A 23,876-nucleotide genomic window follows, 5' to 3' on the forward strand; every position below is an offset into this window, starting at 1 on the left:
CGGTTCAGGATGTGACGGCGACCAGGTCCAGATTCAGGTCGTGTATGCCGCCAGGGACGTAAATGGAGATCGATTGGGCCTGCAGCATGCGCTCGTACATCTGGCCCTTGGGCTCGATCGAGAAGTACATCGCGTCCGGCCGCACCGGCACGGCGGCCGGCACCTGCGGCGCGTGCTGCAGGCGCACGCCGGGCATGGCCGACAGTACGAATTTGTCGACGTCGTCCGGCGCGCCGACCTTGAAGCGCAGCGGCACCACGTCCACCAGTTCGGCGGCCGGCATGGCGGCCGAGACGGCGATGTAGAAGGTGGTTTTGTCGTCGATCTTGCCGGAGTCCAGCATGCCGTGGTGGTAGGACGGCTTGACCTCGCGCAGCGCGATGGCGAAGTAGCGCGACGAGATCACCGTGTCCAGCAGCTCGCGGATGATCTGGTGCAGCGTGGCGAAGGCGGGGCCGGGGTCGTTGTGCGAGTAGGCCGGCAGGTCGGCCAGGGTCCAGCTTTTCGAGAAGGTCATCAGCGCGCCGGCCAGGCCGAGCAGCTGTTCGTACAGCCGTTCCGGGTGCAGCGCCGGGTGCTGGAAGTAGTGCGTCAGCGACGCGTACGCCGAGCTGGCGGTGTGCAGCAGCCAGAACGAGGACATGTCACCCGAGCGGAATTCGATCACGTGCTTGCTGGGCTCGCGGTGGTGGCCGTACAGCGCGCTGACCTTGGCCTGCAGCGCGTCGAGCAGGCGGCGCAGTTGCAGGAACAGCAGCGGCGCGCTGCGCACCGACATGCTGGGCGGCACGAAGGACGCGTCCAGCTCGAAGCCGCCGGTGGCCGCGCGGCGCAGGCACAGCAGCGGGAAGTGGGTGTAGGAATCGCGCGGTTCGAACTCGGACACCAGGCGCAGCGTCTTCTTCAGGTAGCTCAGTTGCGCGGGGGCGGCGTGGGTGTACAGGTCCGGCGTGTCCTGGTTGTTCTGCTGGTAGCGCACGGCGTGGCTGCTGTCGCCGAAGTTGCCGCCGAACGGTTTGAAGGCGGGCAGGGCGGCGTAGTAGGTGATGGTCTGTTGCGACTGCGGCAGCTGGCTCAGGTCGACCGGGTCGGGCAGGTCGTCGGCGCCGGGGGCGTCGTAGAACTCGCCGTCCTGGAAGCGCAGCGACAGTTCCAGCAGGCGCAGGCCGTTGTTGGCCAGCGCGTCGCGGTCCACCTGGATCTGGTTCACGCCCCAGGCATAGGGGTGCAGCGCTTGCACGCTCTGGTGGAGGCGGTGTTCGTGGTAGCGGTCCTGCTGTTGAAAGTGTTGCGGACGGAGGAAAAGACCTTCGCCCCAGAGTATTTTGCTGCTCATACCGTTATCCGTTTTGAAAGTATCAGAACGGTAACATTTCTTTTAAAAAAGAGGCGCACGGATGAGTTTCTACGGTGCGCGCACGGTTGAGTTCAATTGAACGTCGTCAATAATAGATTTCTGATAACGTGGCGCCCAGTTGCAGAATTGTTTTTTAAATATTGGTTTATTTATATCGAAATCTGAGGTAAGCATGACAACCGTACTCTCCCTTGGCCGCGCCGCGCAACTGGCTGGAGCCATTGTCTCTGTCGTGGCGCTGAGCGCTTGCACCACCACCGCGCCGGTCACGCCGCCAGTCGCAGCCAAACCCAGTCTTCAATCCATGCTGGCCCAGGCCGGCACCGCGTCCAGCACCGGCCAGAAGGAGCAGGCCGTCAAGCTGTGGAAGCAGGCGGCGGAAGCCTACCCGGCCGACAAGTCGCCATGGCTGAGTATCGCCCAGACCCGCTATGAAGCCGGCCAGTACGGCGACGCCATCGTCAACGCCCAGGAAGTGCTGGTGCGCGACCCCAACGATACGCTGGCCAACAGCATCATCGCCATCAGCGGCCTGCGCCTGTCGACCCGCTCGCTGGCCGATCTGAGCCGCCAGAACAATCTGTCCGGCTCGATCCGTACCGAGTCGCAGGACCTGGCCAAGCTGCTGCGCGAAAGCCTGGGCGAAACCGTGCTGGTGCCGCCCGCCGCGCCGGCCGCCGCCCCCACGCCGCCGGCGCGCGGCAAGGTCGCCACCAAGAAAGGCGGCAAGGCCAGGCAGGAAGACAACAGCGCCAATCCGTTTGACGCCTTGAAATAACCGAAGAAGGGAATACAGCCATGTCCAAGAGCACCAGCGTGCAGAAGAAACTGCAGAAAATCCGCCCTCCACGGGTGCAGATGACCTATGACGTCGAAATCGGCGACGCCATCGAGAACAAGGAACTGCCGTTCGTCATGGGTGTCGTCGGCGATTTCGGCGGCAACTCGGAAGTCGAGCAGAAGCGCCTGAAGGAGCGCAAGTTCGTCAACGTCGACCGCGACAACTTCGACGAGGTGCTGAAGGGTGTGGAGCCGCGCGCCAACTTCCGCGTCAAGAACGAACTCGGTGAGGAGGGCGGCGAGTTCGCGGTGGACCTCAAGTTCAAGTCGATGGACGACTTCCGTCCGGAGTCGGTGGTGCAGCAGGTCGAGCCGCTGCGCAAGCTGCTGGAGGCGCGCACCAAGCTGGCCGACCTGCGCAACAAGCTGGCCGGCAACGACAAGCTGGAAGACATCCTCAACGACGTCCTGCACAGCACCGAAAAACTGGCTGAGATCAGCCAGCAAAACGCCGACAAGAAGGAGGGCTGATCATGTCCGCACAACTGACTCCCGGCGGCGCGCCGGCCGCCACCGAAGTGGCGCTGCTGGACCAGATCGTCGAGCAAAGCAAGGTGGCCAAGTCCAGCACCGAACATGCGCGCGCCAAGGACCTGATCGCGGAACTGGTCAACCAGGTCATGGAGGGCACCGTGGTGGTGTCCGACAACCTGGCCGCCACCATCGATGCCCGCGTGGCGGAACTGGACCGCCTGATTTCCGCGCAGCTGTCGGCCGTGATGCACGCGCCGGAATTCCAGAAGCTGGAAAGCAGCTGGACCGGCTTGCACTACCTGGTGAAGAACAGCGCCACCGGCCAGAATCTGAAGATCAAGATGCTCAACGCCACCAAGAAAGAACTGGTGAAGGACTTCCAGTCGGCGCTGGAGTTCGACCAGAGCACCATGTTCCGCAAGGTCTACGAAGAGGAATTCGGCACCTTCGGCGGCGCCCCGTTCGGCGCGCTGATCGGCGATTACGAAATCACCCGCCAGCCGGAAGACATGTACTTCATCGAGCAGATGTCGCACGTGGCGGCCGCCGCGCACGCGCCGTTCATCTCGGCCGCGTCGCCGGAGCTGTTTGGCCTGGAGAGCTACAGTGAGCTGGGCAAGCCGCGCGACCTGTCGAAGGTGTTCGACACCGTCGAATACGCGAAATGGAAGTCGTTCCGTGAATCGGAAGACTCGCGCTACGTCGGCCTGACGCTGCCGCGCTTCCTCGGCCGCCTGCCGTTCAATCCGGCCGATGGCGCCACCGTCGAGGGCTTCAACTTCGTCGAGGACGTGGACGGCACCGACCACCACAAGTACCTGTGGTGCAACGCCGCCTACGCGTTCGGCACCAAGCTGACCGCGGCCTTCGAGGACTACGGCTGGTGCGCAGCCATCCGCGGCGTCGAGGGCGGCGGCCTGGTGGAGGACCTGCCGACCCACACCTTCAAGACCGACGAGGGCGAAGTGGCGCTCAAGTGCCCGACCGAAATCGCCATCACCGACCGCCGCGAGAAAGAGCTGAGCGACCTCGGTTTCATCTCGCTGGTCCACTGCAAAAACACCGACTATGCCGCCTTCTTCGGCGCCCAGTCGACGCAGAAAGCGAAGAAGTACAACAACGACGCCGCCAACGCCAACGCGGTGCTGTCGGCGCAGCTGCAGTACATCTTCGCCGTGTCGCGCATCGCGCACTACATGAAGGCCATGATGCGCGACAAGATCGGCAGCTTTGCCGCCGCTTCGAACGTGGAAGACTTCCTGAACCGCTGGCTAACCCAGTACGTGCTGCTGGACGATAACGCCAGCCAGGAACAGAAAGCGCAGTTCCCGCTGCGCGAAGCGTCGGTGCAGGTGTCGGAAGTGCCGGGCCGTCCGGGCGTGTACCGCGCGGTGTCGTTCCTGCGTCCGCACTTCCAGCTTGACGAGCTGTCCGTTTCCCTCCGGTTGGTCGCGGAGCTTCCGGCATCGACCAAAACCTAAGTAGTCGCACTAACTCTTTTTTAAACTGAAAGGAATACCATGGCAATCGACGTCTACCTGCAAATCGACGGCATCAAAGGCGAATCGGCAGACACCGCCCACAAGGACTGGATCGAAGTCAAATCGGTCCAGTGGGAAGTGCTGCAACCGAAATCGGCCACCGCGTCGACTGGTGGTGGTCACACCGCCGAACGTACCGAGCACAAAGACATCGTGGTGAGCAAGCTGGCCGACCTGGCCACGCCGCTGCTGCTGCAAAACTGCTCGTCGGGCAAAACCCTGCCGAAAGCGAAGCTGGAATTCCTGCGCGCCGACGGCAACGGCGACCGCGTGAAGTACTTCGAAATCGAACTGGAAAACGTGCTGATCTCCAGCGTGGCGCCAGCGGTCGAACCAGGCAACATCCTGACCGAGGACGTGTCGCTGAAGTACTCGAAAGTGAAGTGGAAGTACACCCAGCAGAAGGTGGGTGGCGGTTCGGGTGGTAACACCTCGGGCGGTTGGGACCTGTCGGCCAACAAGACGGCGTAATTTGTCATGAGAGGATTTACTCCGGGCTTGTTCGACCGTCTGATGGATGTGCCGGTGAACGGCGCATCCAGCGGCACGGTGTCGCGCCTGTCGATCGAGGACATGAAGGACTCGGTGGCACGCGATCTCGAAGCGCTGCTGAACACACGCACCGTGATCCCGGAGGAAGTCCTGAAACGCTTTCCGGAGTGCGGCCGGTCGATTGCGACCTATGGCCTGAATGACTTTGCCGGCCTGTCGCTGTCGAGCACAGACGACCGTGCCTTCATCTGCCGCAGTCTGGAAAGGGCGATCGCCCGCCACGAGCCACGCCTGCGCAATGTGCAGGCGTCGCTGGAGTTGCGGGCGGACGCCGTCAACCGTTTGAACTTTGCCATTACCGCGCTGCTGGTCGTCAACAGCGCGCACGAGCCGGTCAATTTTGACGCGGTCCTGCAGCCCTCAAGCCTGCAGTACACCATCAGCAAGGCGCGCCGCGTGAGCGCGACACCGCTGGGAGCCTGAGATCTTGGAACAATTACTGCCGTATTACGAAAGGGAGCTGGGATTCCTGCGCCGCTACTCGCGCGAATTCTCGGAACGCTACCCGAAGATTGCCGGCCGCCTGCTGATCGGCGGCGAGGTGTGCGAAGACCCGCACATCGAACGCATGATCGAGTCCTTCGCGCTGCTGAACTCCCGCATCGCCAAGCGCCTCGACGACGACTACCCCGAATTTACCGAAGCGCTGTTTGAAGTGCTGTACCCGCACTACCTGCGGCCTTTCCCATCGTGTTCGATCGCGCGCATGGATTTCAGCGGCGCCGCCGCGCAGCTGACCACCGCCAGCGAGATCCCGCGCGGCACGCAGCTGACCACGCGCCCGGTGCGCGGCGCCACTTGCACCTTCCGCACCGCCTATCCGGTCACGGTGGCGCCGCTGGCGCTGAGCGCCGCCAGCTTCGCGCCGATCATCGCCGCGCCGGAAGCCACGCGCCCGCCCGCCAACGCCACATCGAGCATCAGCCTGACGCTGTCCTGCACGGCGGAGCAGGTGACGCTGGCACAGCTGGGCGTCGGCAAGCTGCGCGTGTTTATCGACGGCGAACCGTCGTTCTGTGCCGCGCTGCGCGACGCGCTGTTCACCCGCGCCATCGCCGCCTACGTGGAAGTGGACGACAACGGCCGCTGGACGCCGCTGCACAAGGTGCCGCTGGCGCCAGCCGGCTTCGCGGAAGACGAGGCCCTGATCGATTTCTCGGCGCGCTCGCACACCGCCTACCGGCTGCTGACGGAGTACTTCTGCTTCCCCGAAAAATTCAACTTCTTCGACATCGACCTGCACGCCGTCAGCGGCGTGGTGCCGGCCGGCTGCAAGTCCGTGACGCTGCACCTGGCGCTGACCGGCATGCGTACCGACTCCAACCTGGCGCGCATGCTGGCCACGCTGTCCACCAACAATGTGCTGCTGGGCTGCACGCCGGTGGTCAACCTGTTCCGCCAGCGCGGCGAGCCTGTCCGCCTGACGCACGCCACCGCCAGCTATCCGGTGCTGGCCGACGCCCGCCGCGCCTTCGCCTACGAGGTGCAGGCCATCGAGTCGGTCAAACTGGTGCGCCAGACGCCGCAAGGCGAATCGGTGCAGGAATTCCGTCCGTTCTATTCGCTGCGCCACGGCCAGACGCCGGAGAAAAACGGCCACTACTGGGTGGCCCGCCGCGACGAGGACATCGCCGAGAAAAGCCCCGGCTACGAAACGCAGATCTCCATCGTCGACATCGACTTCGACCCGGCCGAGGTGGAAACCGACACCCTGAGCCTGGAACTGAGCTGCACCAACCGCGACCTGCCGTCGCTGCTCAGCTACGGCATGCGCGGCGGCGATTTGTTCCTGGAAGGCGGATCGAGCGTGCGCGCCATCAGCTTCCTGCGCAAGCCAACGCCCTCGTACCGCTTCGCGCGCGGCCGTGGCGCGCACTGGCGGCTGATTTCGCACCTGTCGCTCAACCATTTATCGCTGGCCGGCGGCGGCCTGGATGCCTTCCGCGAGATGCTCACGCTGTACGATTTGCCGCGTTCGCCGGCGTCGCAGCGGCAGATCGGCGGCATTGTCGCCGTGTCGCACAAGGCGGCCAACACCTGGCTGCCGGGGAATCCCTTCGCCTGCCTGGTGCGCGGCATCGAGGTCACGCTGACGGTGGATGAAGAAGCCTTCGTCGGCAGCGGTGTCCATGCGTTTGCGCAGATCGTCGAGCGCTTCCTGGGCCTGTACGTGCACGCCAACAGCTTCACGCAGCTGGTCATCAAGTCGAATAAAAACGGAGAGGAACTGCTGCGATGCTTGCCACGAAGCGGCGATTTGAGCCTGCTGTAATCGAGCGGCTGTTCGCGCAGCCGCATCGCTTCGAATACTTCCAGGCGGTGCGCATGCTGGAGCTGTGGCTCAAGAAGCACGGCGCGCCGCACGAGAGCGCGGTGGCCAACTTCCTGCGCTTCCAGAATTCGACCTCGCTCAGCTTCCCCGCCAGCCAGCTGGAGGCGCTGCAGCCGGAGCCGCGCGAGATGGCCACCGATGCCCGCAGCCTGGGCGAAGCGCTGAAGACCGCGCAGCTGCGCTACATCCGCATCACGCCGGCGTTCATGGGCTTTCTGGGCAACAGCGGCACGCTGCCGGCGCATTACACCGAACGCATCGCCGCCCACGCGCTGTACCAGAAGGACGAAGGACCACGCGCATTTCTCGATACGTTCTCGAATCGGGCGCTGGCGCTGTTCTACGAAGCCTGGCGCAAGTACCGGCTGGAGCTGAAGTACCAGGTGCGCGGCAAGGACGAATTCCTGCCGCTGCTGCTGTCGCTGGCCGGCATGCACAATCCGTCCCTGCGCCGGCGCCTGTCGGACGGCGGTGAGGGCGTGCTGGATGAATCGGTGGCGTACTTCGCCACCGCCATGCGGCAGCGGCCCGCGTCCGCCGTGCAGATCGCGCGCGTGCTGTCGGAGTATTTCTGCCAGCCGGTGCGCGCCGAGCAGTTCATCGGCGCCTGGTACGACGTGCCGGCCGGCCAGCAGACCATGCTGGGCATGACCAACGCCGTTCTGGGCGGCGGCGCGATGGCCGGCGAGCGCGTGTGGCAGCGCGACCTGCGCATGCGGCTGGTGATAGGCCCGCTGGACCGGGAAGGCTACGAATCCTTCCTGCCCGGCGCTAAAGCGGCGCGCGCGCTGGAGAGCATGCTGACCATGTTCACCGGCCTCACGCTGGAATATGAAGTGCAGCTGGTGCTGCGCGCCGAGGATGTTCAGGGCGCGCGGCTGGACGATGACCGCAGCGGCGGGCGCCTGGGCTGGGACAGCTTCCTGGTCACCGAAGCGCAGCAGCAGGACCGCAGCGATGTCCGCTACGAGATACACACATCATAAAAAGGACAACAACATGAGCATCAATCTGAAAACGCTGATCGGCAAATTGAATGACACCAGCCGCGCCGCCGCCACCCGCGCGGCCAGCCTGTGCGTGTCGCTCGGCCAGTATGAAGTGGATGTTGAGCACCTGTTCCTGGCGCTGCTGGAACAGCCGAAGAGCGACGTGTCGCTGATCGCCCGCCACAGCGACATCAGCATCACCCAGCTGGAGGCGGACCTGCGCGCGGAAGTGGGGCGCTTCAAGAATGGCAATACGCGTACGCCGGTGTTCTCGGCGCGCCTGCCGAAACTGTTCGAGAACGCGTGGCTGATCGCCTCGCTGGATTTGCAGGATGATGCGCATGCGCAGATCCGCAGCGGCCATCTGCTGCAGGCACTGCTGACCGATACCGAATTGTCGCAACTGGCGGCGCGCAGTTCCAGGCTGTTCGCCCGTTTCGATCTGGAGCAGATCAAGCACAACCTGGACAAGATCACCGCCGGTTCGGAAGAGACGCCGGTGGCGCGTCCGGCGGCCGCCGGCGAAGAAGGCGGCGATCCGGTCGGCGACCTGCAAGCCCGCGCGGCCAGCAAGACGCCGGCGCTCGACCAGTTCACCACCAACCTGACGCAGCGCGCGCGCGACGGCAAGGTCGACCCGGTGATCGGCCGCGATCTGGAAATCCGCCAGGCCATCGACATCCTGATGCGCCGCCGGCAGAACAATCCCATCCTGACCGGCGAGGCCGGCGTCGGCAAGACCGCCGTGGTGGAAGGCCTGGCGCTGCGCATCGCGCAGAACGACGTGCCGGACGTGCTGAAGGGTGTGGAGATCCACACGCTGGATATGGGCCTGTTGCAAGCCGGCGCCTCGGTCAAGGGCGAGTTTGAAAACCGCTTGAAAAACGTCATCGACGAGGTGAAGAAAAGCCCGCACGCCATCATCCTGTTCATCGACGAGGCACACACCATGATCGGCGCCGGCGGCACGGCCGGCCAGAACGACGCCGCCAACCTGCTGAAGCCCGCGCTGGCGCGCGGTGAGCTGCGCACCATCGCTGCCACCACATGGGGCGAGTACAAGAAGTATTTCGAAAAGGATGCGGCGCTGGCGCGGCGCTTCCAGGTGGTCAAGGTCGAGGAGCCGAGCGAGGAACTGGCCTGCGCCATGTTGCGCGGCATGGCGCCGCTGATGGAGAAGCACTTTGGCGTGCGCGTGTACGACGAGGCGATCACCGAGGCGGTTCGGCTGTCGCATCGCTACATCATGGGCCGGCAGCTGCCGGACAAGGCGATCAGCGTGCTGGACACCGCCTGCGCCAAGGTGGCGCTGGGCCAGAACGCCACGCCGGCGCGCATCGAGGAACTGGCGCGCAAGATCGAGCGCATCGACGCCGAGGCGGCCGCGCTGGAGCGTGAGCAGACCGAAGGCGGCGCCGCATCGGCCGCACGCCTGAGCGAGTTGCGCGAGGCGCGCGCGACGGCGGACGAGCAGCACAAATCGCTGTCCGAGCGCTGGGAGAAGGAAAAGGCGCTGACGGCGCAGATCATCGCTGCGCGCGCCGCCACCGCGGCGCCAACGGCCGCGGCGGGCGGCGCATCGGCTGGCGCGCAGCCGGCGGGAGAGGGCGGCCAGGCACGCGACATTCAGGCCATGGTGGCAGCACTGCGCGGATTGCAAGGCGAAACACCGATGGTGCCGGTGCAGGTGGACGGCCACGTGGTAGCCGAAATCGTCGCCGGCTGGACCGGCATCCCGCTCGGCAAAATGGTCAAGGACGAAATCAAGACCGTGCTGCGCCTGAAAGAAAACCTGGAGCAGCGCGTGCTGGGCCAACCGCACGCCATAGATGCGGTGGCGCAGCGCGTGCGCACCTCGCGCGCGAACCTGGACGACCCGAACAAGCCAAAAGGCGTGTTCCTGTTCGTCGGCCCGTCGGGCATCGGCAAGACCGAAACGGCGCTGGCGCTGGCCGATGCGCTGTATGGCGGCGAGCGCAAACTCATCACCATCAACATGAGCGAGTACCAGGAAGCGCACAGCGTCTCCGGCCTGAAAGGTTCGCCGCCGGGCTATGTGGGCTACGGCGAGGGTGGCGTGCTGACCGAGGCCGTGCGCCGCAATCCCTACAGCGTGGTGCTGCTGGACGAAGTGGAAAAGGCACATCCGGACGTGATGGAACTGTTCTTCCAGGTGTTCGACAAGGGCGTGATGGACGATGCGGAAGGGCGCGAGATCGACTTCAAGAACACCATCATCATCCTGACCTCCAACGTGGCTTCGGGCGCGATGATGCAGGCTTGCCTGAACAAGACGCCGGAAGAACTGCCGTCGGTGGAGGAACTGGAGCAGCTGATTCGTCCGGCGCTGATGAAGCAGTTCAAGCCTGCATTCCTGGGGCGCCTGAAGGTGATTCCGTTCTACCCGATTCCTGACGATGTGCTGGTGGACATCATCAAGCTCAAACTGGGCAAGATCGAACGGCGCATCGCCGCCAACCATAAAGCGGAATTCAGCTACGACGAAGCGCTGGTGGAAGCGGTGCTGGCACGTTGCACGGAAGTGGACTCCGGCGCCCGCAACGTGGACAACATCCTGAACGGCACGCTGCTGCCTGAAATCGCGGAATCGGTGCTGGCCCGGATGGCGGAAGGCGCCGCGATCGGCAAGATCAAGGTCAGCGCCAACAAGCAGGGGCAGTTCAAATACACGGTAAAGTAAACGCCCGCCGATTGAGACCCCAAGCGAAACGCAAGCCGCGGGGTCTGACCCCGTACGGGGTCAGACCCCTGCCTGCCGCAGTGCGGGTTAAGCGTCTGCAGGCGGCACGCCGAGGAGTTCCTCGATGTGCGCCAGCGAGGCCTGGTCCTTGACCACGGAGCGCAGCCAGGTGTGCAGATCCTGCTGCGCCGCCTGCGCGGCTTTCTCGGCAAAGTACGACGCGGGGCTATGGGGTTCGGTGCGGCGGAAGAATTCCGCCACAGCCCGCAACTGCGCCACGGCCTGCGCACGGCTACCAATCACCCCTGGCCTGGCCGGCGCCACGGCCTCCGCCACCGCCCCGGTAGCTTCCTCCACCACTTCCTCCTCCTGCGCCGGCGACGCCAGCTCCGGTGCAGTCGAAGCAACCGCCGCCGGCATCGCATGCAGCATTGCCTTCACCGCATCCCGCGCCGCGGAAAAGCCCGGCGCATCGTTCCCCAACCGCGCATCCGCCACGCGCTCCAGCTGTTCCAGCGCCTCAACGCAGAACTGCGCATCCGCCCGGAACGCCGTCGTAAACTGCGCCGAGTTATTGCGCTTGGCCGTCTCCATATCCGCCAGCTTCGGCGCCCGGTTCTGCAACTCCTCGTTACCGCTGCTGGCCCGCTTGCGCGCCTCCTCAAAATCGATGGTCGAATAATCGCCATTCTCGGTCAGGCCGATCTCGCGCACCAGCGCCGGCGTGCGCGACAGAATCCAGCGCAGATTACCGATACGCTGATCGTTATCGCCATCTTCCGCCTCCGGGTACAAGCCCTTGTCCCAATACTGGTCACACAAACCAGCCAGCAGCAGGTACCCCTCGCCCAGACCGCGCAGATGATGGACACGCGCCCCGGCCTCGGTCAGCCACACCGCCAGCCGCAAGTCCTTGCTGGCCGTCTTCAGCAACTGCGCGCAACGGTCCACCACGAACGGCCAATCGGCCTCCTTCAATTCGGTCACCCATTCACCCTGGTCCAGCGAGGGATCGTCGAACTTGCGCGCCTGCGCAATGGCGTCCAGTTCAGGTGAAAACGACAGGTCCGCGCCAGCCGGCTGGCTGTCGGAAATCGGTGCTAAAAGCTCTTGTGCGGAATACATAATGTCCTCTTACTGCGCCATACGGAATTCGATGCGGCGGTTGCGCGCGCGGCCTTCGGCGGTGTCATTGCTGGCGATCGGGCGGTCCGGACCCTGGCCGCTGGCGGTCAGCAGGTCGCCATTGATGCCATGGCTGGCCAGGTAGGCCTTGACCGCCTCCGCGCGCGCCTGGCTCAGGCCCTGGTTGGTGGCGCGCAGGCCGGCACTGTCGGTGTGGCCGATGATGTCCACCTTGCGGTTATTCAGCTTGCGCAGCGCCACCACCATCTCGTCCAGGATCGCCTTGCCGGCCGGCGTCAGCTCCGCCTTGCCGCTTTCGAATTCCACGATGCGGTTGGCCAGCGCGCTATCCAGCAAGCCCTGATCGGCGGCCGACACGCGCAAACCGTTGTTGACCGTGTAGGTCGGATTCAAGCTGGTGGCGATATTGCTGGCAATTTTCTGCTTGACCGCCTCGTTGCCCACCTCGCCGCGCAGGCTGACGGTGCTGCCGTCGATCTTCAGCTGGCCGCGGCTGATCTGCTTCAGGTCCGGGGTAATCAGCTTCTGCACGTAGGTGTTCCAGTTGGCCGGCGTGGCCACCTTGTCGATCGAAATCTGATCGACCACCTTGTCGGCGCCGTAGACCTCGCGCAGCTTGGCCAGCACGGCGGCCTTGCTGGCTTCATCGGGCAGGGTGCCGGCGGCCAGCACCTGCCCCGGCTGCACCACATTGGCTTGCCCGAACGCGGCGCCGGCGGCCAACAGCAAGCTGCTAAATAAAAGAGTACGCATGATTCAGGTTCCGATAAACGCCGTGCTGACCGACTCCAGCGCGGACTTGAGTGACAGGGTGGGTTGCGACAGGTAGGTGGACAGCTTCTTGACGGCGTAGTCGCTGTCGGCCTGTTCCTCCACCCAGTCCAGTTGTTCAAACGTGATGTGCTGTTCCAGCGCGATCTGCGGATCCATGATGCCGTGCAGCGTGGCCGGCGAGGCGCCGCTAAAGCCGACCAGCAGCACCGGCTGTTCGCGCTGGCGCGTCATGAACAGCGCCAGTTCGAAGTCGGCGCGCGCCAGGAAGGGCGTGATCAGGTGCAGCCAGAACGCGGCGACCAGGTTGCGGTACATCGGGTCTTGCGGCAGCGGCAGCAGCAGGGTTTTATCCAGGCGGCTGGAACTGCTCGCCAGGACCGGCTGCAGCAGCATGCCGAGCGCCAGCAGCACCTGGCGCGATGAGCCGCGAAAACCGGCCTGCGACAGCAGCGTATCCAGGCCACCGACGGTTTGCAGTTCCAGGAAGTCGATAAACGTGGCCTCGTAGGCGGCGCTGCGCAGATCGATTTCGATCGCTTCGGCGGCCGCCATTTGCAGCGGCACGGTCGGATCGCTGGCGCCAACCACGCTGCCGCTCAGTGTCGCCAGCCGGTTCCACAGCCGGTTGAATACCAGCGGCGCGGTTTGCACGAAGGTGGATGGCTCGGCCACTTCCACGCTGCTGGTCATCAGGAACGGGAAGCGGCGCTGCGACTGGTCGCTGCTGGCGACGATATGGCCGGCGATGGCGTGACGCCGGCGCGGGCCGACAAAGGCGAAGTGCAGCGGCGCGACGGCGTCGTAGTTCAGCTTCCAGCGGGCGTCGGTGCTCATCAGGTCCATGGCCTGGGCGAGCCAGTCGTCCAGCACCTTGATCAGGGCCGGGCTGTCGCCGCCTTTGACGAAGTCGCCGCGTCCGGGCACCTTGCCGAAGTAGCCGATGTGGGCGATGGTGGCGCCGCGGCTCATGGTTGGGCTCCCGCAGTGCGGATCACGTTACCCGGCTGGGGCGTCGGCATGGTGGCCGGCGCCGGCGCTGGCGGGCGGGCAGGCGCTGGCGACGAAACCGGCGCGCTGCGCGCTGGTGATGCCGGGGCACCCGGCGTGGGCGCTCCTTGCGCCGGCGAGCCTGGTGCTGGCGCTGGCGCGGCCGGTGCATCGGCCGTCGCCGCCGCCGGTTGCGGCGCTGGTGCCGTCACCGTATCCGGCAGGCGCAGGCGCTTGAAGCCGGCCGACGATGGCGCGGCGGCTTGTGCCTGCACTGGTGCCGGCGTGGTGCCAACGATCTTCAGGTTGGCCGTGACCGACACACCCGCGTTATCCCAGGTCAGCTCAAAGGCGCCGTTGTCCTTGCGTTTGCGCTTGGCGGCGTCGATCATTTTCTTCAGGCCGAAATGACCCGGCTCATTGAAGATCACCATGCTACGGCCTTCCGGCGTGATGGCGGTGATTTTCGCGCCCGGCACACCGGCGGGATTCGGCCACGCCATGTGCACCCAGGGCTGCGGCTGGCCGCGCCAGCGCAACGCCTGGCCATCGATCTCGATGGTGAACTCGGTGGCGCTGACGGCGCCTAGCGCCTGCAGGTCAAAGTTGGTCTGGCCCTCGCCGCCGCTCGACGCGGCCGCATTGGCGACACCGTTGGCGGCCAGCGGCGCGACCCAGCCCGGGAAGCTGGCCACCACCGGCGGCGCAAGGTTGATGCCCATATTGGCCCAAGTGCGGGCGCTGACCGTGTCGCCACGGCGCACCACCAGTGGGCCAAGCGTGGTATTGAAGAACTTGGCGATGGCGCCATCCGGCCCAAACACCGTGCCGATTTCCGCGTTGCTGGCTTCCGCCTTGGACTCGGTGGCAAACGGGTACTTGGCGGCCAGCGTCTGGCGGAAAGGCTGCAACACCTGCGCCGCCCACACCTTGTTGATTTCGGTTTCGGTTGGCTGGACGATGACGGCGAAGGTCTGGATCAGCGGCCGCACCAGCAGCGGGCGGATGGCCGTCTTCTGCGCGTCGGTCATCCCGGTCAGCATTTGCTCATCGACGTATTTCAGCGCGTCGGCCAGCTCCGAGCCATTGCCGTCCAGCGTCTGCTGCATCAGCTGCTTGGCGCCGGGACCGGGGTCGCCCTGATTCTTGATCTGGTTGAAGCGTCCGCGCAGCTTGGACAATTGATCCATATAACCGCGCATCAGCGACGCATCCTTGTCCTTGGCGACCACCAGGCGCGCGACGCCGGAGAACTCGCGGCCGACAGGGCCCAGCGGCAGATTGGCGTTCTGCACGCCGCCGCTTGGCATGTTGATGTTCACGTGCGACGGCTTCTGGCGCAGGATGGTCTCCTTGAACCAGCCGCTGACGCCGCGCTGCGCGCGTTGCAGGCCAGCGTCCAGTAGCGATGGATTGTCCCAGGAGGTCTGCTCATACACGGTGTTCATCAGCTTATTCAGTGGCGAATTTTGCGGATCGCCGAGGCGGTTCATCGCGGTGGCCGCCTGGTCGAAGTTGCCCATGTCGCGCACGGTCACGCCCTGCACGAACTTCTGCCATTCGCGCGCGTAGTCGTTTTTGTACAGGTCCACCAGCGATTTCTGGATTTGCTCAGGGCTGCCTTCCAGCGTCAGGTCATCCTTGGACGAGGTTTTCAGTACCCAGTCGGCGCTTTGCAATTCCTTGTTGGCGGCCTCGCGGAACGCGTCCTGCACGAAGCCCTGCCATGCGGCGCGGGTAAAGCTGCCCGGCACGGCGTAGCTGCCCAGCACCAGTTCCTTGTCCTGATCGCCGACGATGGAGGCCACCGTCACCGCCGGGAAGCGGGTGGCCGCGCGGGCCTTCACGTCGGCGTAGACGCGCTCGCGGGCCGGCATGCCGCGCACCACGCGGCGCAGGTTGTCGCGGGTCTGGTCGACCAGCGCCAGGCGGGTATCGATCTGGGGCCACGAGGTGTCGTTGATCTGCGCCAGGTAGAACGAGATCATGCGCTCGGCGCTGCGGATCATCTGCTCGCGCGACATGGTGCCTCGGTTGGTGTCCAGCCAGACGCGCCAGAAGCGGGTGATCTGGTCGTTCAGGTGGCCGGCTTCGGCGCGCGATTTATCGCCCAGCATCAGGTAGGTCTTGAGCGCGTTGTAGGCGTCTTCCGCGTCGCTTGGCGACGCATCCTTGAACTGTTGCGCGCTGTTGTTGATGGCGGCAGCGGCTTCGGCCGGGGTGGCATTCGGCGGCGCCGAGTTGCTGCCGCTGCCGCTGGCCGTCAGTGGACGCGACATCGGCTGCAGCTGCGCCGCGCCATTGTTGACCTCCCCGAGGAAGGCTTCCAGCGTCTGGCCGACTGGTTTCAGCATCACCTCGCGCACGCCATTGAAGTATTCCTCGCGCAGCTTGCGGTCCAGCAGCGAGCCTTGATACAGGCCGAAGCTCAACGACAGCGGCCGGTTTTCTTCATACTTGTCCAGTTGCTCGATGCGGTCCTGCAGGATCTCCAGCGCGGCAAAGCGCGATTGCAGGTCCATCGACTTTTCCTGCACCTTGATGGCCTGGTCCAGGTCCGCCTGCACGTTGGCCACCAGCTGGCGGTTGTTCATGTACGACCAGCTCCAGCCGGCCAGCGCCAGGCCGGCCAGCGCCGTGGCGGCGAAGAAGGCCACATAGCGCATGCGCGTCTTGGCCGGGCTGGCGTATTGGGCCACCAGGTCCTTGTCGGCAAAGATCACCTTGCGGAACAGGTTAAGCAGGAAGTAGCCCTGTTGCTGGTGGGCTTCCTCGTGTTCGGCGGGCTTCAGTTGCAGGTCGAAGCGCTGCGCCACGCGTTGCGACGAAGCGGATACGGTTTCGCCTTCCTGCAGCGCGCTGGTGAAGTAGAAGCCGCGGAACACGGGCTTGAACTGGAATGGATTTTCCTCGAACAGCGTGGCCACAAACGTGCGCAGCGCCGGCTTGATGGAGCTGAATTCGAGCGGGAAGGTGAACACGCCCGGCGGCATGCGCTCACGCCATTGCAGCGCCATGTTGGCCGCGCTCAGGTCTTTCAGGCCTTCATACAGTTCGTCGAAGCGGGCATCGAACTGGTTCAGCACTTCCTCGCTGCTGGTGTTGCGGCTGTAGGGCAGGGTGGCGCCCCAGACTTTGTCGCGCTCGCCGCGCTCGGCGTCCTGGAAGAATTCATTGAAACCGGTGATCAGGTCGGCCTTGGTGAACAGCACGTAGACCGGGGCGTGCACCTCCAGCCGTTCGGTCAGTTCCTGCACGCGCTGGCGCAGATTCTTGGCCAGGTTGATGGCGAACTCGGGACGGTTGCGGGTCAGTTCCGCCACGCTGACGGCGATGATGATGCCGTTGATCGGCGCCTTCTTGCGGTATTTTTTCAGCAGGTCGAGGAAGCCGAACCACTCGCCGCGGTCTTCATCCACCACCGAATAGCGGCCGGCGGTATCGAGCAGGATGCCGTCGGTGGTGAAGAACCAGTCGCAGTTGCGGGTGCCGCCCACGCCTTGCACGATTTTGCTGTCGGCGAAAGGGAACTGCAGGCCGGAGCTGGCCACCGCCGTGCTTTTGCCGGCGGCCGGATTCCCGATGATCATGTACCACGGCAGTTCGTACAGCGCCGCGTTGCCGGAGGTTTGCCCCAGCTTGGAATTTTTGATGGTGTTGATGGCCTCCAGCATGCGGGTGCGCAGCGCCTCGGTTTCCTGGCGTTGGGCCGGATCGGCCTTGACCGGCTTGGACGCCTGCTGCTCCAGCATGTCCCCCAGCTTGCCGGCGGCGCGCTGGGTCTTGCGGTAGCGCCAGTACCAGACGATGGCGCCAAACGCCAGCGCGATCGCCAGCACGATCCACGGCACCGACGGCGGCCATTGCAGCAGCGCGCTGGCGAGGAACAGCAGCGCCGCGAAGGCCAGCCAGCCGATGACGATCAGCGTGCGGCGTTGGGTCAGAAACAGCCAGAATTTTTGCATCATGATTGGACTCGGTTGCTTTGGAATGTCATGCCGCTGGCGCCGGACGAACCAGCGCGGCGCTGCGGCGGTAAGGATCTTCGTTGCTGATGCTGAGCGCCGGGCCGCCGCGCTGCCGCACCTCGGCGTCGGCCACCGCCAGCGCGGTCAGCCAGGCGACGGCGCCGCAACTGCCGCTGCCCGTGCCCATGCTGATGACGTCCGCGCCGGGATCGAGCTGCGGCGCGGCCGCCGTCACCACGTGCATCAGTTCTGTCACGCGGGTGGTGCGGTGGCCGGTGTCGGCGGTCACCAGTTCGATGGCGGCGCCGTCCACCTGCGCTTCCTTCAGCACGTCGGCGATGGCGCTGGACAGGCAGGTGTCGGTGTCGCGCTTGACGGTGTCGGCGGAGGCGGCGCGGCGGCCGGTGTGCACCGCCTGCAGCACGCAGCCGTCGGCGTCGAGCTGCCGCGCCACCACGGCGTCGGCCAGCAGCAGGCCGGCCGCGCCTTCGCCCGGTATGTGACCCTGCGGGCGCGCGGCGGTGTACAAGGCGTTTTGATTGGACAGGCGGCTGACGGCGCTGTCGCTGAGCTGCGAAGCGGCGGCCATCACCAGCGCCAGCGTCGGTTGCCGCGGATTGGCGGCGCGCTGCAGCAGTTGCGCCAGCAGCGCGCCGGCATCGTCGTCCTGCTGCGGCATCGCGGGCGCAATCAGCGACTGCGGCCAGCCGGCCTGCGTGGCCAGCAGGCGTAGCCATTGCCAGCCGAGGTCGCGCTGCGCCGGTTGCCATTCCGCCGGCCACAAGACCAGCAGCTGCAGCACCGGCGGCGCCACCGCAGCCGGGGTGTCGGGTGGCAGGCGGCCCTGCTGGCGCGCCTGCTGCTGCTCCAGCCACGGCGCCAGGTCGCGGTGCAGCGTGGTGTGCGCCATCAGATCGGTCAGCACCGCGCTGGCCGCGCCAAGCGCGCGCCACTGGGCGGCGTCCAGGCGCGGATCGTCCAGCTGCTGCTGACGGCGCCATTGCTCCAGTTCCTCGCGCAGCGCCGCATCGCCGGCGTCGGGCAGGCGCGCGCTCAGGATAGGGTAGCCCTCGTCGTCATACAGTTCGCTGTCGAGCTGGGGGCGGGCCCGGTGTTCGGCCAGCGCGGCGCGCAATTCGTCGACCGATTCACCGTGCGGCGCGCGCACCGCGGTGGCGGCGATGGTCAACGCGGCCGGCAGCGGCGCGGCAGCCAGGGCCTCGGTCGCGGTGCTGGCGTTGCCGGCGATGGTGCTGGCCTCTGGCGCGGCTGGTGCGGTGGCGCGTGCCCATGCCTTGCGGCCGGCCCACCACGCCGTCAGCAGCAGCAGCGGCAGCACCAGCAGGTACAGCACCAGTTCACTGGTGGCCGGCATGCGATTTGTCTCGCGCCAGAACCAGATGGCGCCGCCCCAGCTGCCGCCAAACGCGAGGGCAGTCAAGGCAACGTTGCGTAACCAGACCATTACTTGTCGTCTCCTCTTATTTCATCACGCCGGTGCGGCGCAGCTCCGTGTGCCCGAAGTCCATCATCTTCCAGCGCCCGCCCCAAGTCAGCCCCATCGATTCGGCCACTTCACCGTACAGCTGATAGCCGCGCATGGCCCACGGATCGCGTTCTGAAATGACCAGCTTGCCGTCGCGCAGGAATGCGCAGTCGGCAGCCAGGCCATATTGGTGCCAGCTCTGGAAAGCGGCGGCATTGGTCACGCTCGACCCCATCGCCGCCAGCGTGTTCTGGCGCTCCGGGCTGCGGTAACCTTCCAGCAGCGCCATGTCATAGCCATATTTTTCCTTCATGATGCGGAACACCATCAACAGGCGCTGCGCGTAGACGCTGTCCAGCAGCGCCCAGTCGCGGCTGGCCGACACCAGCATCGGCCGCTCCAGCTGCACCTCGGCGGTGGTGAACACCAGCGGCGGCAGCGCAGGCGGCGGCACCAGCTGCTCGCCCGCCAATAGCCCGGCCACTTGCGTGTTGACCTCGCGCGTCGAGCTGTCGAAGCCATTCAGCGACGGCCGCGCCAGCAACAGCGCCAGCAGCGGCGGCATCGTCAGCAGCGCCAGGCCGCCCAGGCACAGCAGGTAATGCTCGGCGAAAAAGTCGCGCAGACCGCCCACCGATGCCTTGCCGGTGCGACCCAACGCACCCAGTTCGGCGCGGCGGCGATCGGCCAGACGGCCCAGCTTTTGCTGCAGGCGCGCATTGGCCCCGGCCAGTGCCGACACCACGAATTCGCGCCCGGACGGGAACAGCACCATCCAGCTGATGAAGCACGCGAGCACAAAATAAAGAGTTACCACCAGTAAAAACACATCACCCTCAGCGCAGACTAATGTCTAAAAAGCATTGCTCTGAGTATATATTAGGGATCTGACAAGCCCGCGCACGATTGAATTGCCGAGTCGTGCGGCACATTTTTCTTGTTTGTCGTAAAGTCGTGCGAAATTAACAAGGGAGCTGATTTTGCAACGTGAAGAAGACCGCCGTCCGTCCAGCGGCCGTCCCAGCCTGCTGTCGCAGGCGCCGCAGGCGGAATCTGGGCGCACCAGCGTGTTTGATGGCCTGGAACGCCGGCCAGCAGGCGGCGCGTCGGCCGCGCCGGCCGCCAAGCGGGCCCGCAAGCCCGTGCTACTGGCGGCTGCCGTTGGCATCGTGGTGCTGGCCGCCGGTATTGGCATCTGGCTGGCCGCCGAGCCGGAACCGGTATTGACCGTGGCCGCCGCGCCGGCGGCTGCGCCTGCGCCGGCTGCGCCGTCCGCCGCCGCATCGGCGCCGGCAGCGCCCGCCGCCACTATCGTCGAAGACACGGCCGCCGTCAGTGCGCCAGCTGACGCCCGTTCGCTGAAAGAGGTGCTGAACGACATTCCGCCCAAGGCGCCGCACGCCGAGTTGACGGCGGCGTTGGAAAAGCCGCACAAGCCGGAGCACAAGAAAACCGAGAAGGCGGCGCAAAAGCCGGCGCAGGTCGCCAAGAAGACCGAGGCCAAGCCCAAGCCCAAAGCGCAGCCGGATAACGACGTCACGCTGCTGGCCGCGCTGATGACCCATGTGCAGTCGGCCAAGACGCCATCCAAGGAACCCTCGACGCCGGCCTACCAGCTGAAGCAATGCGGCCGCATGAACGAAGCGGGCGCCGCCCAATGCCGCGCCCACCTGTGCGCGACCACCGCCAGCAAGGAGCCTGAGTGCAAGCAGCCGGCGGCGGTGAAAACTGCTGCCGAATCATGAGTGCCGCGCTTCAAACAGTCCTGTCCACACTGGCCCAGTTCTCCAGCGCCACCCGTCTGTACGAACTGAGCCTGGGTGGCGACGACGACACCGACTTGGGCTCCGGCGGCCTGCTGGTCGAAGCGTTTGCCGCCGACGACAGCGTGCAGGGCGTCGGCCCGCGCGACGTTATCGTGCTGTCCACCAACGCTTCGGTTGAACTGGCGCCGCTGCTGGGCAAGCAGGCCGCGCTGGCCGTCAGCCTGGCCGATGGCACGCGCACCCACTTCCGCGGCGAAATCACGCAAGCCGCCATGCTGGGCAGCGAAGGTGGCCTGGCGCGCTTCCGCCTGCGCCTGACGCCGTGGCTGTGGCGCCTGGGCCAGGTCCGCAACAGCCGCGTGTGGCAAGACCGCACGGTAGTGGAAATCGTCGACGAAATCTTCGAAGGCTATGCGCCGCGGGCGCAATGGCGCTGGAGCGAGGAAACTGAACCGTTCATGGCCGACGCCGTCGCGCGCAGCTACTGCTGCCAATACCGCGAATCCGACCTGGAGTTCGTGCAACGCCTGCTGACCGAAGAAGGCCTGGCCTGGCGCTACGAACACACCGACGACGGCGTGGCCGTGGTGCTGTTTGCCGACAGCAGCCAGCTCAGCGCCACGCCGGAAGACGCCAGCAGCGTGGCCGGCGGGGGCATCCGCTTTCACGGCGCGCGCGTCGGTGAGGCGTCCGACACCATTCAGGCGCTGCAGGCGCGGCGCCGCGTGACGGCATCGCTCACCACCTTGCTCAGCTACGATTACAAGGCCAAGCAAGCCGTCAACGCCAGCACGCCGTCGCGGCTGCCATCCGGCAAGCTGCCGCCGCTGGAAAGTTACGACGTGCCCGGCCAATATGCCTACGCCAACGCCGCGCAGGCGCAGCGCTATGCCGACATCCAGATGCAGGGCCGGGAAGCCGCCGCCCAGCTGTGGCATGGCCGCTCGACCGTGCGCACCATGGCCGCCGGCACCCGCTTCACGCTCACACAAGGGCCGCTGAGCACAGACGGCGAGCAGGCCTACGTTCTGCTGCGCGTACGTAGCGTCGGCGTCAACAACCTGCCGTCGCCGGCGCAGCAGGCGCTGGCCGAGTTGTTCGGGCCGATTCCTGAACTGTTGCAAGGGGTAGCCGCCGACGCCCCCGACGACTTCGCCCTGACCATCGCCCAAGCGCGCCAGAGCGGCTACGCCAACCGTTTTGACGCGGTGGCGGCCGACGTCATCTGGCGTCCGCAATTGCCGGGCAGCGACGGCCGCAGCCATCCGAAGCCGACCGCGCGCGGCGCCCAGAGCGCGATCGTGGTCGGCGCTGATGGCCTGAGCCACCCGGCCGGCGCCGACGAACTGTACTGCGACAAGCTGGGCCGCGTGCGCATCCGCTACCACTGGCAAGACAGCGGCGGCGCCACCTGCTGGGTGCGCGTGGCGCAGCGCTCGGCGGGCGGCGGCATGGGCAGCCAGTTCCTGCCGCGCATCGGCCAGGAGGTGCTGGTGCAATTCATCGAGAACGACATCGACCGGCCCATCATCATCGGTGCGCTGTACAACGGCCAGGGCGAGGGCGGTGTGGCGCCTACGCCAGGGGGCGCCAACGACGGTGACGACGCATCATCGATCTTCCAGCCCGCCTCGGATCATGCGGTGTCTGCCCAAGGCAACATTGCCGGCGGCAACAGCCCGCTGTGGCACGGTGCGTCGGGCGACAGTAGCGGCCACCGTAACGCCGCCGCGCTGTGGGGCGTGCGCAGCAAGGAATTCGGCGGCTCCGGCTATAACCAGCTGCTATTCGACGACACCGACGCCCAAGGCCGCGTGCAGCTACGCTCCACCCACGCCGCCAGCGAACTGAATCTGGGCCACCTGATCCACAGCGCCGACAACTATCGCGGCAGTCTGCGCGGACAGGGCGCCGAGTTGCGCACCGATGCTTACGGCGCAGTGCGCGCCGGCGCCGGCCTATTGATCTCCAGCTACAAACTCGATCACAGCGCCATGCGGCGCGATCCGGCCGGCGACAACGCCGCCGGCATCGCGTTGCTCAAGCAAGCCGTCAAGCTAGGGGAAACCTTTAGTGACGCGGCCAAGACGCATGAAACCGTGGCGCTGGCCGGCCATATCGGCGCGGCCAAGGCGAACGCCAGCACGCTCGATCCGAACGCGCCGCCGCTGCAGGCGATGCTGACGGCGGTGTCGGGTATGGTCGGCAACGCCAGCCTCGACGCGGCCAAGGCCGATGCTGCGGAAAAGAAAACCGCACCGGGCGACGACCAGTTGCCGCACGCCAGCGCGCCGATCATCGCCATCAGCGGCAAGCGCGGCATCGGCGTCACCTCCGGCGCGGCGGTGCAAATGGCCAGCGGCGAAACCATTTCGCTCATGAGCGGCAACGACAGCCAGCTCATGGTCGGCGGCCAGCTGCGCGCGCACAGCGGCCAGGCTATCGGCGTGCTGGGCGGCGCGGTCAAGGCCGGCGAGGGCGGGCTGGGCATGCAGCTGGTCGCCGCCAAGGACGCCATTGACGTCCAGGCCCAGGCCGACGAACTGAAAGTGCAGGCGCGCGACGACATCAACATCGTCAGCGCTAACGCCAGCGTGGACTGGGCGGCGGCCAAGCGCATCAGCCTGTCCACCGCCGGCGGCGCCAACATCACCATCGAGGGCGGCAACATCACGGTGCAGTGCCCCGGCAAGTTGACTATCCATGCCGGCAAGAAAAATTTTGGTGGCGCGGCCAGCCTTAGCGCGGACATGCCTTTGTTGCCACGCGGGACATTGGCGTTCGATGAAAAGTTCCAACTGTTGGATCCCGCTGGCGATCCTATCAAAAACATGCGCTATGCCATCGTCAAGGAGGACGGCGGCCGTATTGAAGGTGTCACCGACGGCGAAGGCCGAATTCCACTGCAGAGCGGCTTCAGGCCGGAGAATTTGCAAATCGTTATTCTAGGTGTTGCGAAATAA

Annotated in this window: 17 protein-coding genes; 10 read left to right on the forward strand and 7 right to left on the reverse strand. The window is 65.7% G+C overall.

The features are described from left to right. Positions 1-4 precede the first annotated feature (4 nt). Complete coding sequence (gene tssK / locus FHW58_RS04745) at positions 5-1,336, reverse strand: type VI secretion system baseplate subunit TssK (RefSeq protein WP_179671893.1); 1,332 nt, start codon at positions 1,334-1,336, stop codon at positions 5-7. Between the two features lie 193 nt (positions 1,337-1,529). Here tssK and FHW58_RS04750 point away from each other — a divergent pair, with 193 nt between their 5' ends. Genes FHW58_RS04750 through tssH form a run of 8 tightly spaced genes read left to right on the forward strand, consistent with a single transcriptional unit; the run spans position 1,530 to position 10,786 of the window. Then, positions 1,530-2,135, forward strand: coding sequence for a M48 family metallopeptidase (locus FHW58_RS04750; RefSeq protein ID WP_179671894.1), 606 nt, complete (start codon positions 1,530-1,532; stop codon positions 2,133-2,135). A gap of 20 nt (positions 2,136-2,155) precedes the next feature. After that, positions 2,156-2,668 (forward strand): type VI secretion system contractile sheath small subunit, encoded by a 513-nt coding sequence (gene tssB, locus FHW58_RS04755; RefSeq protein ID WP_179671895.1) that lies wholly within the window; start codon positions 2,156-2,158, stop codon positions 2,666-2,668. Positions 2,669-2,670: 2 nt separating this feature from the next. Then, entirely contained in the window at positions 2,671-4,152 is a 1,482-nt protein-coding gene (gene tssC, locus FHW58_RS04760) for a type VI secretion system contractile sheath large subunit (RefSeq protein ID WP_179671896.1), read from the forward strand. A gap of 39 nt (positions 4,153-4,191) precedes the next feature. Beyond that, on the forward strand, positions 4,192-4,683 hold the full coding sequence (locus FHW58_RS04765) for a type VI secretion system tube protein Hcp (RefSeq protein WP_179671897.1): 492 nt from the start codon (positions 4,192-4,194) through the stop codon (positions 4,681-4,683). 6 nt (positions 4,684-4,689) lie between these two features. Continuing rightward, positions 4,690-5,187 carry a type VI secretion system baseplate subunit TssE gene (tssE, locus tag FHW58_RS04770; RefSeq protein ID WP_179671898.1) on the forward strand — a complete coding sequence of 166 codons (498 nt, stop codon included), beginning with the start codon at positions 4,690-4,692 and terminating at the stop codon, positions 5,185-5,187. A gap of 4 nt (positions 5,188-5,191) precedes the next feature. Further along, positions 5,192-7,036 (forward strand): type VI secretion system baseplate subunit TssF, encoded by a 1,845-nt coding sequence (gene tssF, locus FHW58_RS04775; protein ID WP_179671899.1) that lies wholly within the window; start codon positions 5,192-5,194, stop codon positions 7,034-7,036. Beyond that, positions 7,000-8,082, forward strand: coding sequence for a type VI secretion system baseplate subunit TssG (tssG, locus tag FHW58_RS04780; protein ID WP_179671900.1), 1,083 nt, complete (start codon positions 7,000-7,002; stop codon positions 8,080-8,082). The genes tssF and tssG overlap by 37 nt, the downstream gene beginning before the upstream one ends. Positions 8,083-8,095: 13 nt before the next feature. Next, positions 8,096-10,786, forward strand: a complete 2,691-nt coding sequence (gene tssH, locus FHW58_RS04785) for a type VI secretion system ATPase TssH (RefSeq protein ID WP_179671901.1) — start codon at positions 8,096-8,098, stop codon at positions 10,784-10,786. Positions 10,787-10,873: 87 nt separating this feature from the next. On the opposite strand, the gene tssA is transcribed toward tssH, so the two are convergent. From tssA to FHW58_RS04815, 6 genes are read right to left on the reverse strand one after another with little or no spacing between them, the layout of a single operon-like run. Next, the gene (tssA, locus tag FHW58_RS04790) at positions 10,874-11,911 is read right to left on the reverse strand and encodes a type VI secretion system protein TssA (protein ID WP_179671902.1); all 1,038 of its coding nucleotides are present in this window, start codon (positions 11,909-11,911) and stop codon (positions 10,874-10,876) included. Positions 11,912-11,920: 9 nt separating this feature from the next. Then, the gene (locus tag FHW58_RS04795; protein ID WP_179671903.1) at positions 11,921-12,685 is read right to left on the reverse strand and encodes an OmpA family protein; all 765 of its coding nucleotides are present in this window, start codon (positions 12,683-12,685) and stop codon (positions 11,921-11,923) included. A gap of 3 nt (positions 12,686-12,688) precedes the next feature. Then, positions 12,689-13,675 carry a type VI secretion system-associated protein TagF gene (gene tagF, locus FHW58_RS04800; RefSeq protein WP_179671904.1) on the reverse strand — a complete coding sequence of 329 codons (987 nt, stop codon included), beginning with the start codon at positions 13,673-13,675 and terminating at the stop codon, positions 12,689-12,691. Next, a complete protein-coding gene (gene tssM, locus FHW58_RS04805; protein WP_179673278.1) occupies positions 13,672-17,658 on the reverse strand; it encodes a type VI secretion system membrane subunit TssM in 3,987 nt (1,328 codons plus the stop codon). Before tssM ends, tagF begins: the two co-directional genes overlap by 4 nt. Positions 17,659-17,686: 28 nt before the next feature. Next, entirely contained in the window at positions 17,687-19,126 is a 1,440-nt protein-coding gene (locus tag FHW58_RS04810; protein WP_179671905.1) for a hypothetical protein, read from the reverse strand. A 16-nt stretch (positions 19,127-19,142) separates the two neighbouring features. Beyond that, positions 19,143-19,976 (reverse strand): M15 family metallopeptidase, encoded by an 834-nt coding sequence (locus tag FHW58_RS04815; protein WP_179671906.1) that lies wholly within the window; start codon positions 19,974-19,976, stop codon positions 19,143-19,145. Between the two features lie 151 nt (positions 19,977-20,127). Between FHW58_RS04815 and FHW58_RS04820 the strand changes: the two genes are divergently transcribed. Both FHW58_RS04820 and FHW58_RS04825 read left to right on the forward strand, forming a co-directional pair. After that, the gene (locus tag FHW58_RS04820; protein WP_179671907.1) at positions 20,128-20,892 is read left to right on the forward strand and encodes a hypothetical protein; all 765 of its coding nucleotides are present in this window, start codon (positions 20,128-20,130) and stop codon (positions 20,890-20,892) included. Then, entirely contained in the window at positions 20,889-23,876 is a 2,988-nt protein-coding gene (locus FHW58_RS04825) for a type VI secretion system Vgr family protein (protein ID WP_179671908.1), read from the forward strand. Before FHW58_RS04820 ends, FHW58_RS04825 begins: the two co-directional genes overlap by 4 nt.

This window comes from Duganella sp. 1224, assembly GCF_013408245.1.
Lineage (GTDB): Bacteria > Pseudomonadota > Gammaproteobacteria > Burkholderiales > Burkholderiaceae_D > Rugamonas.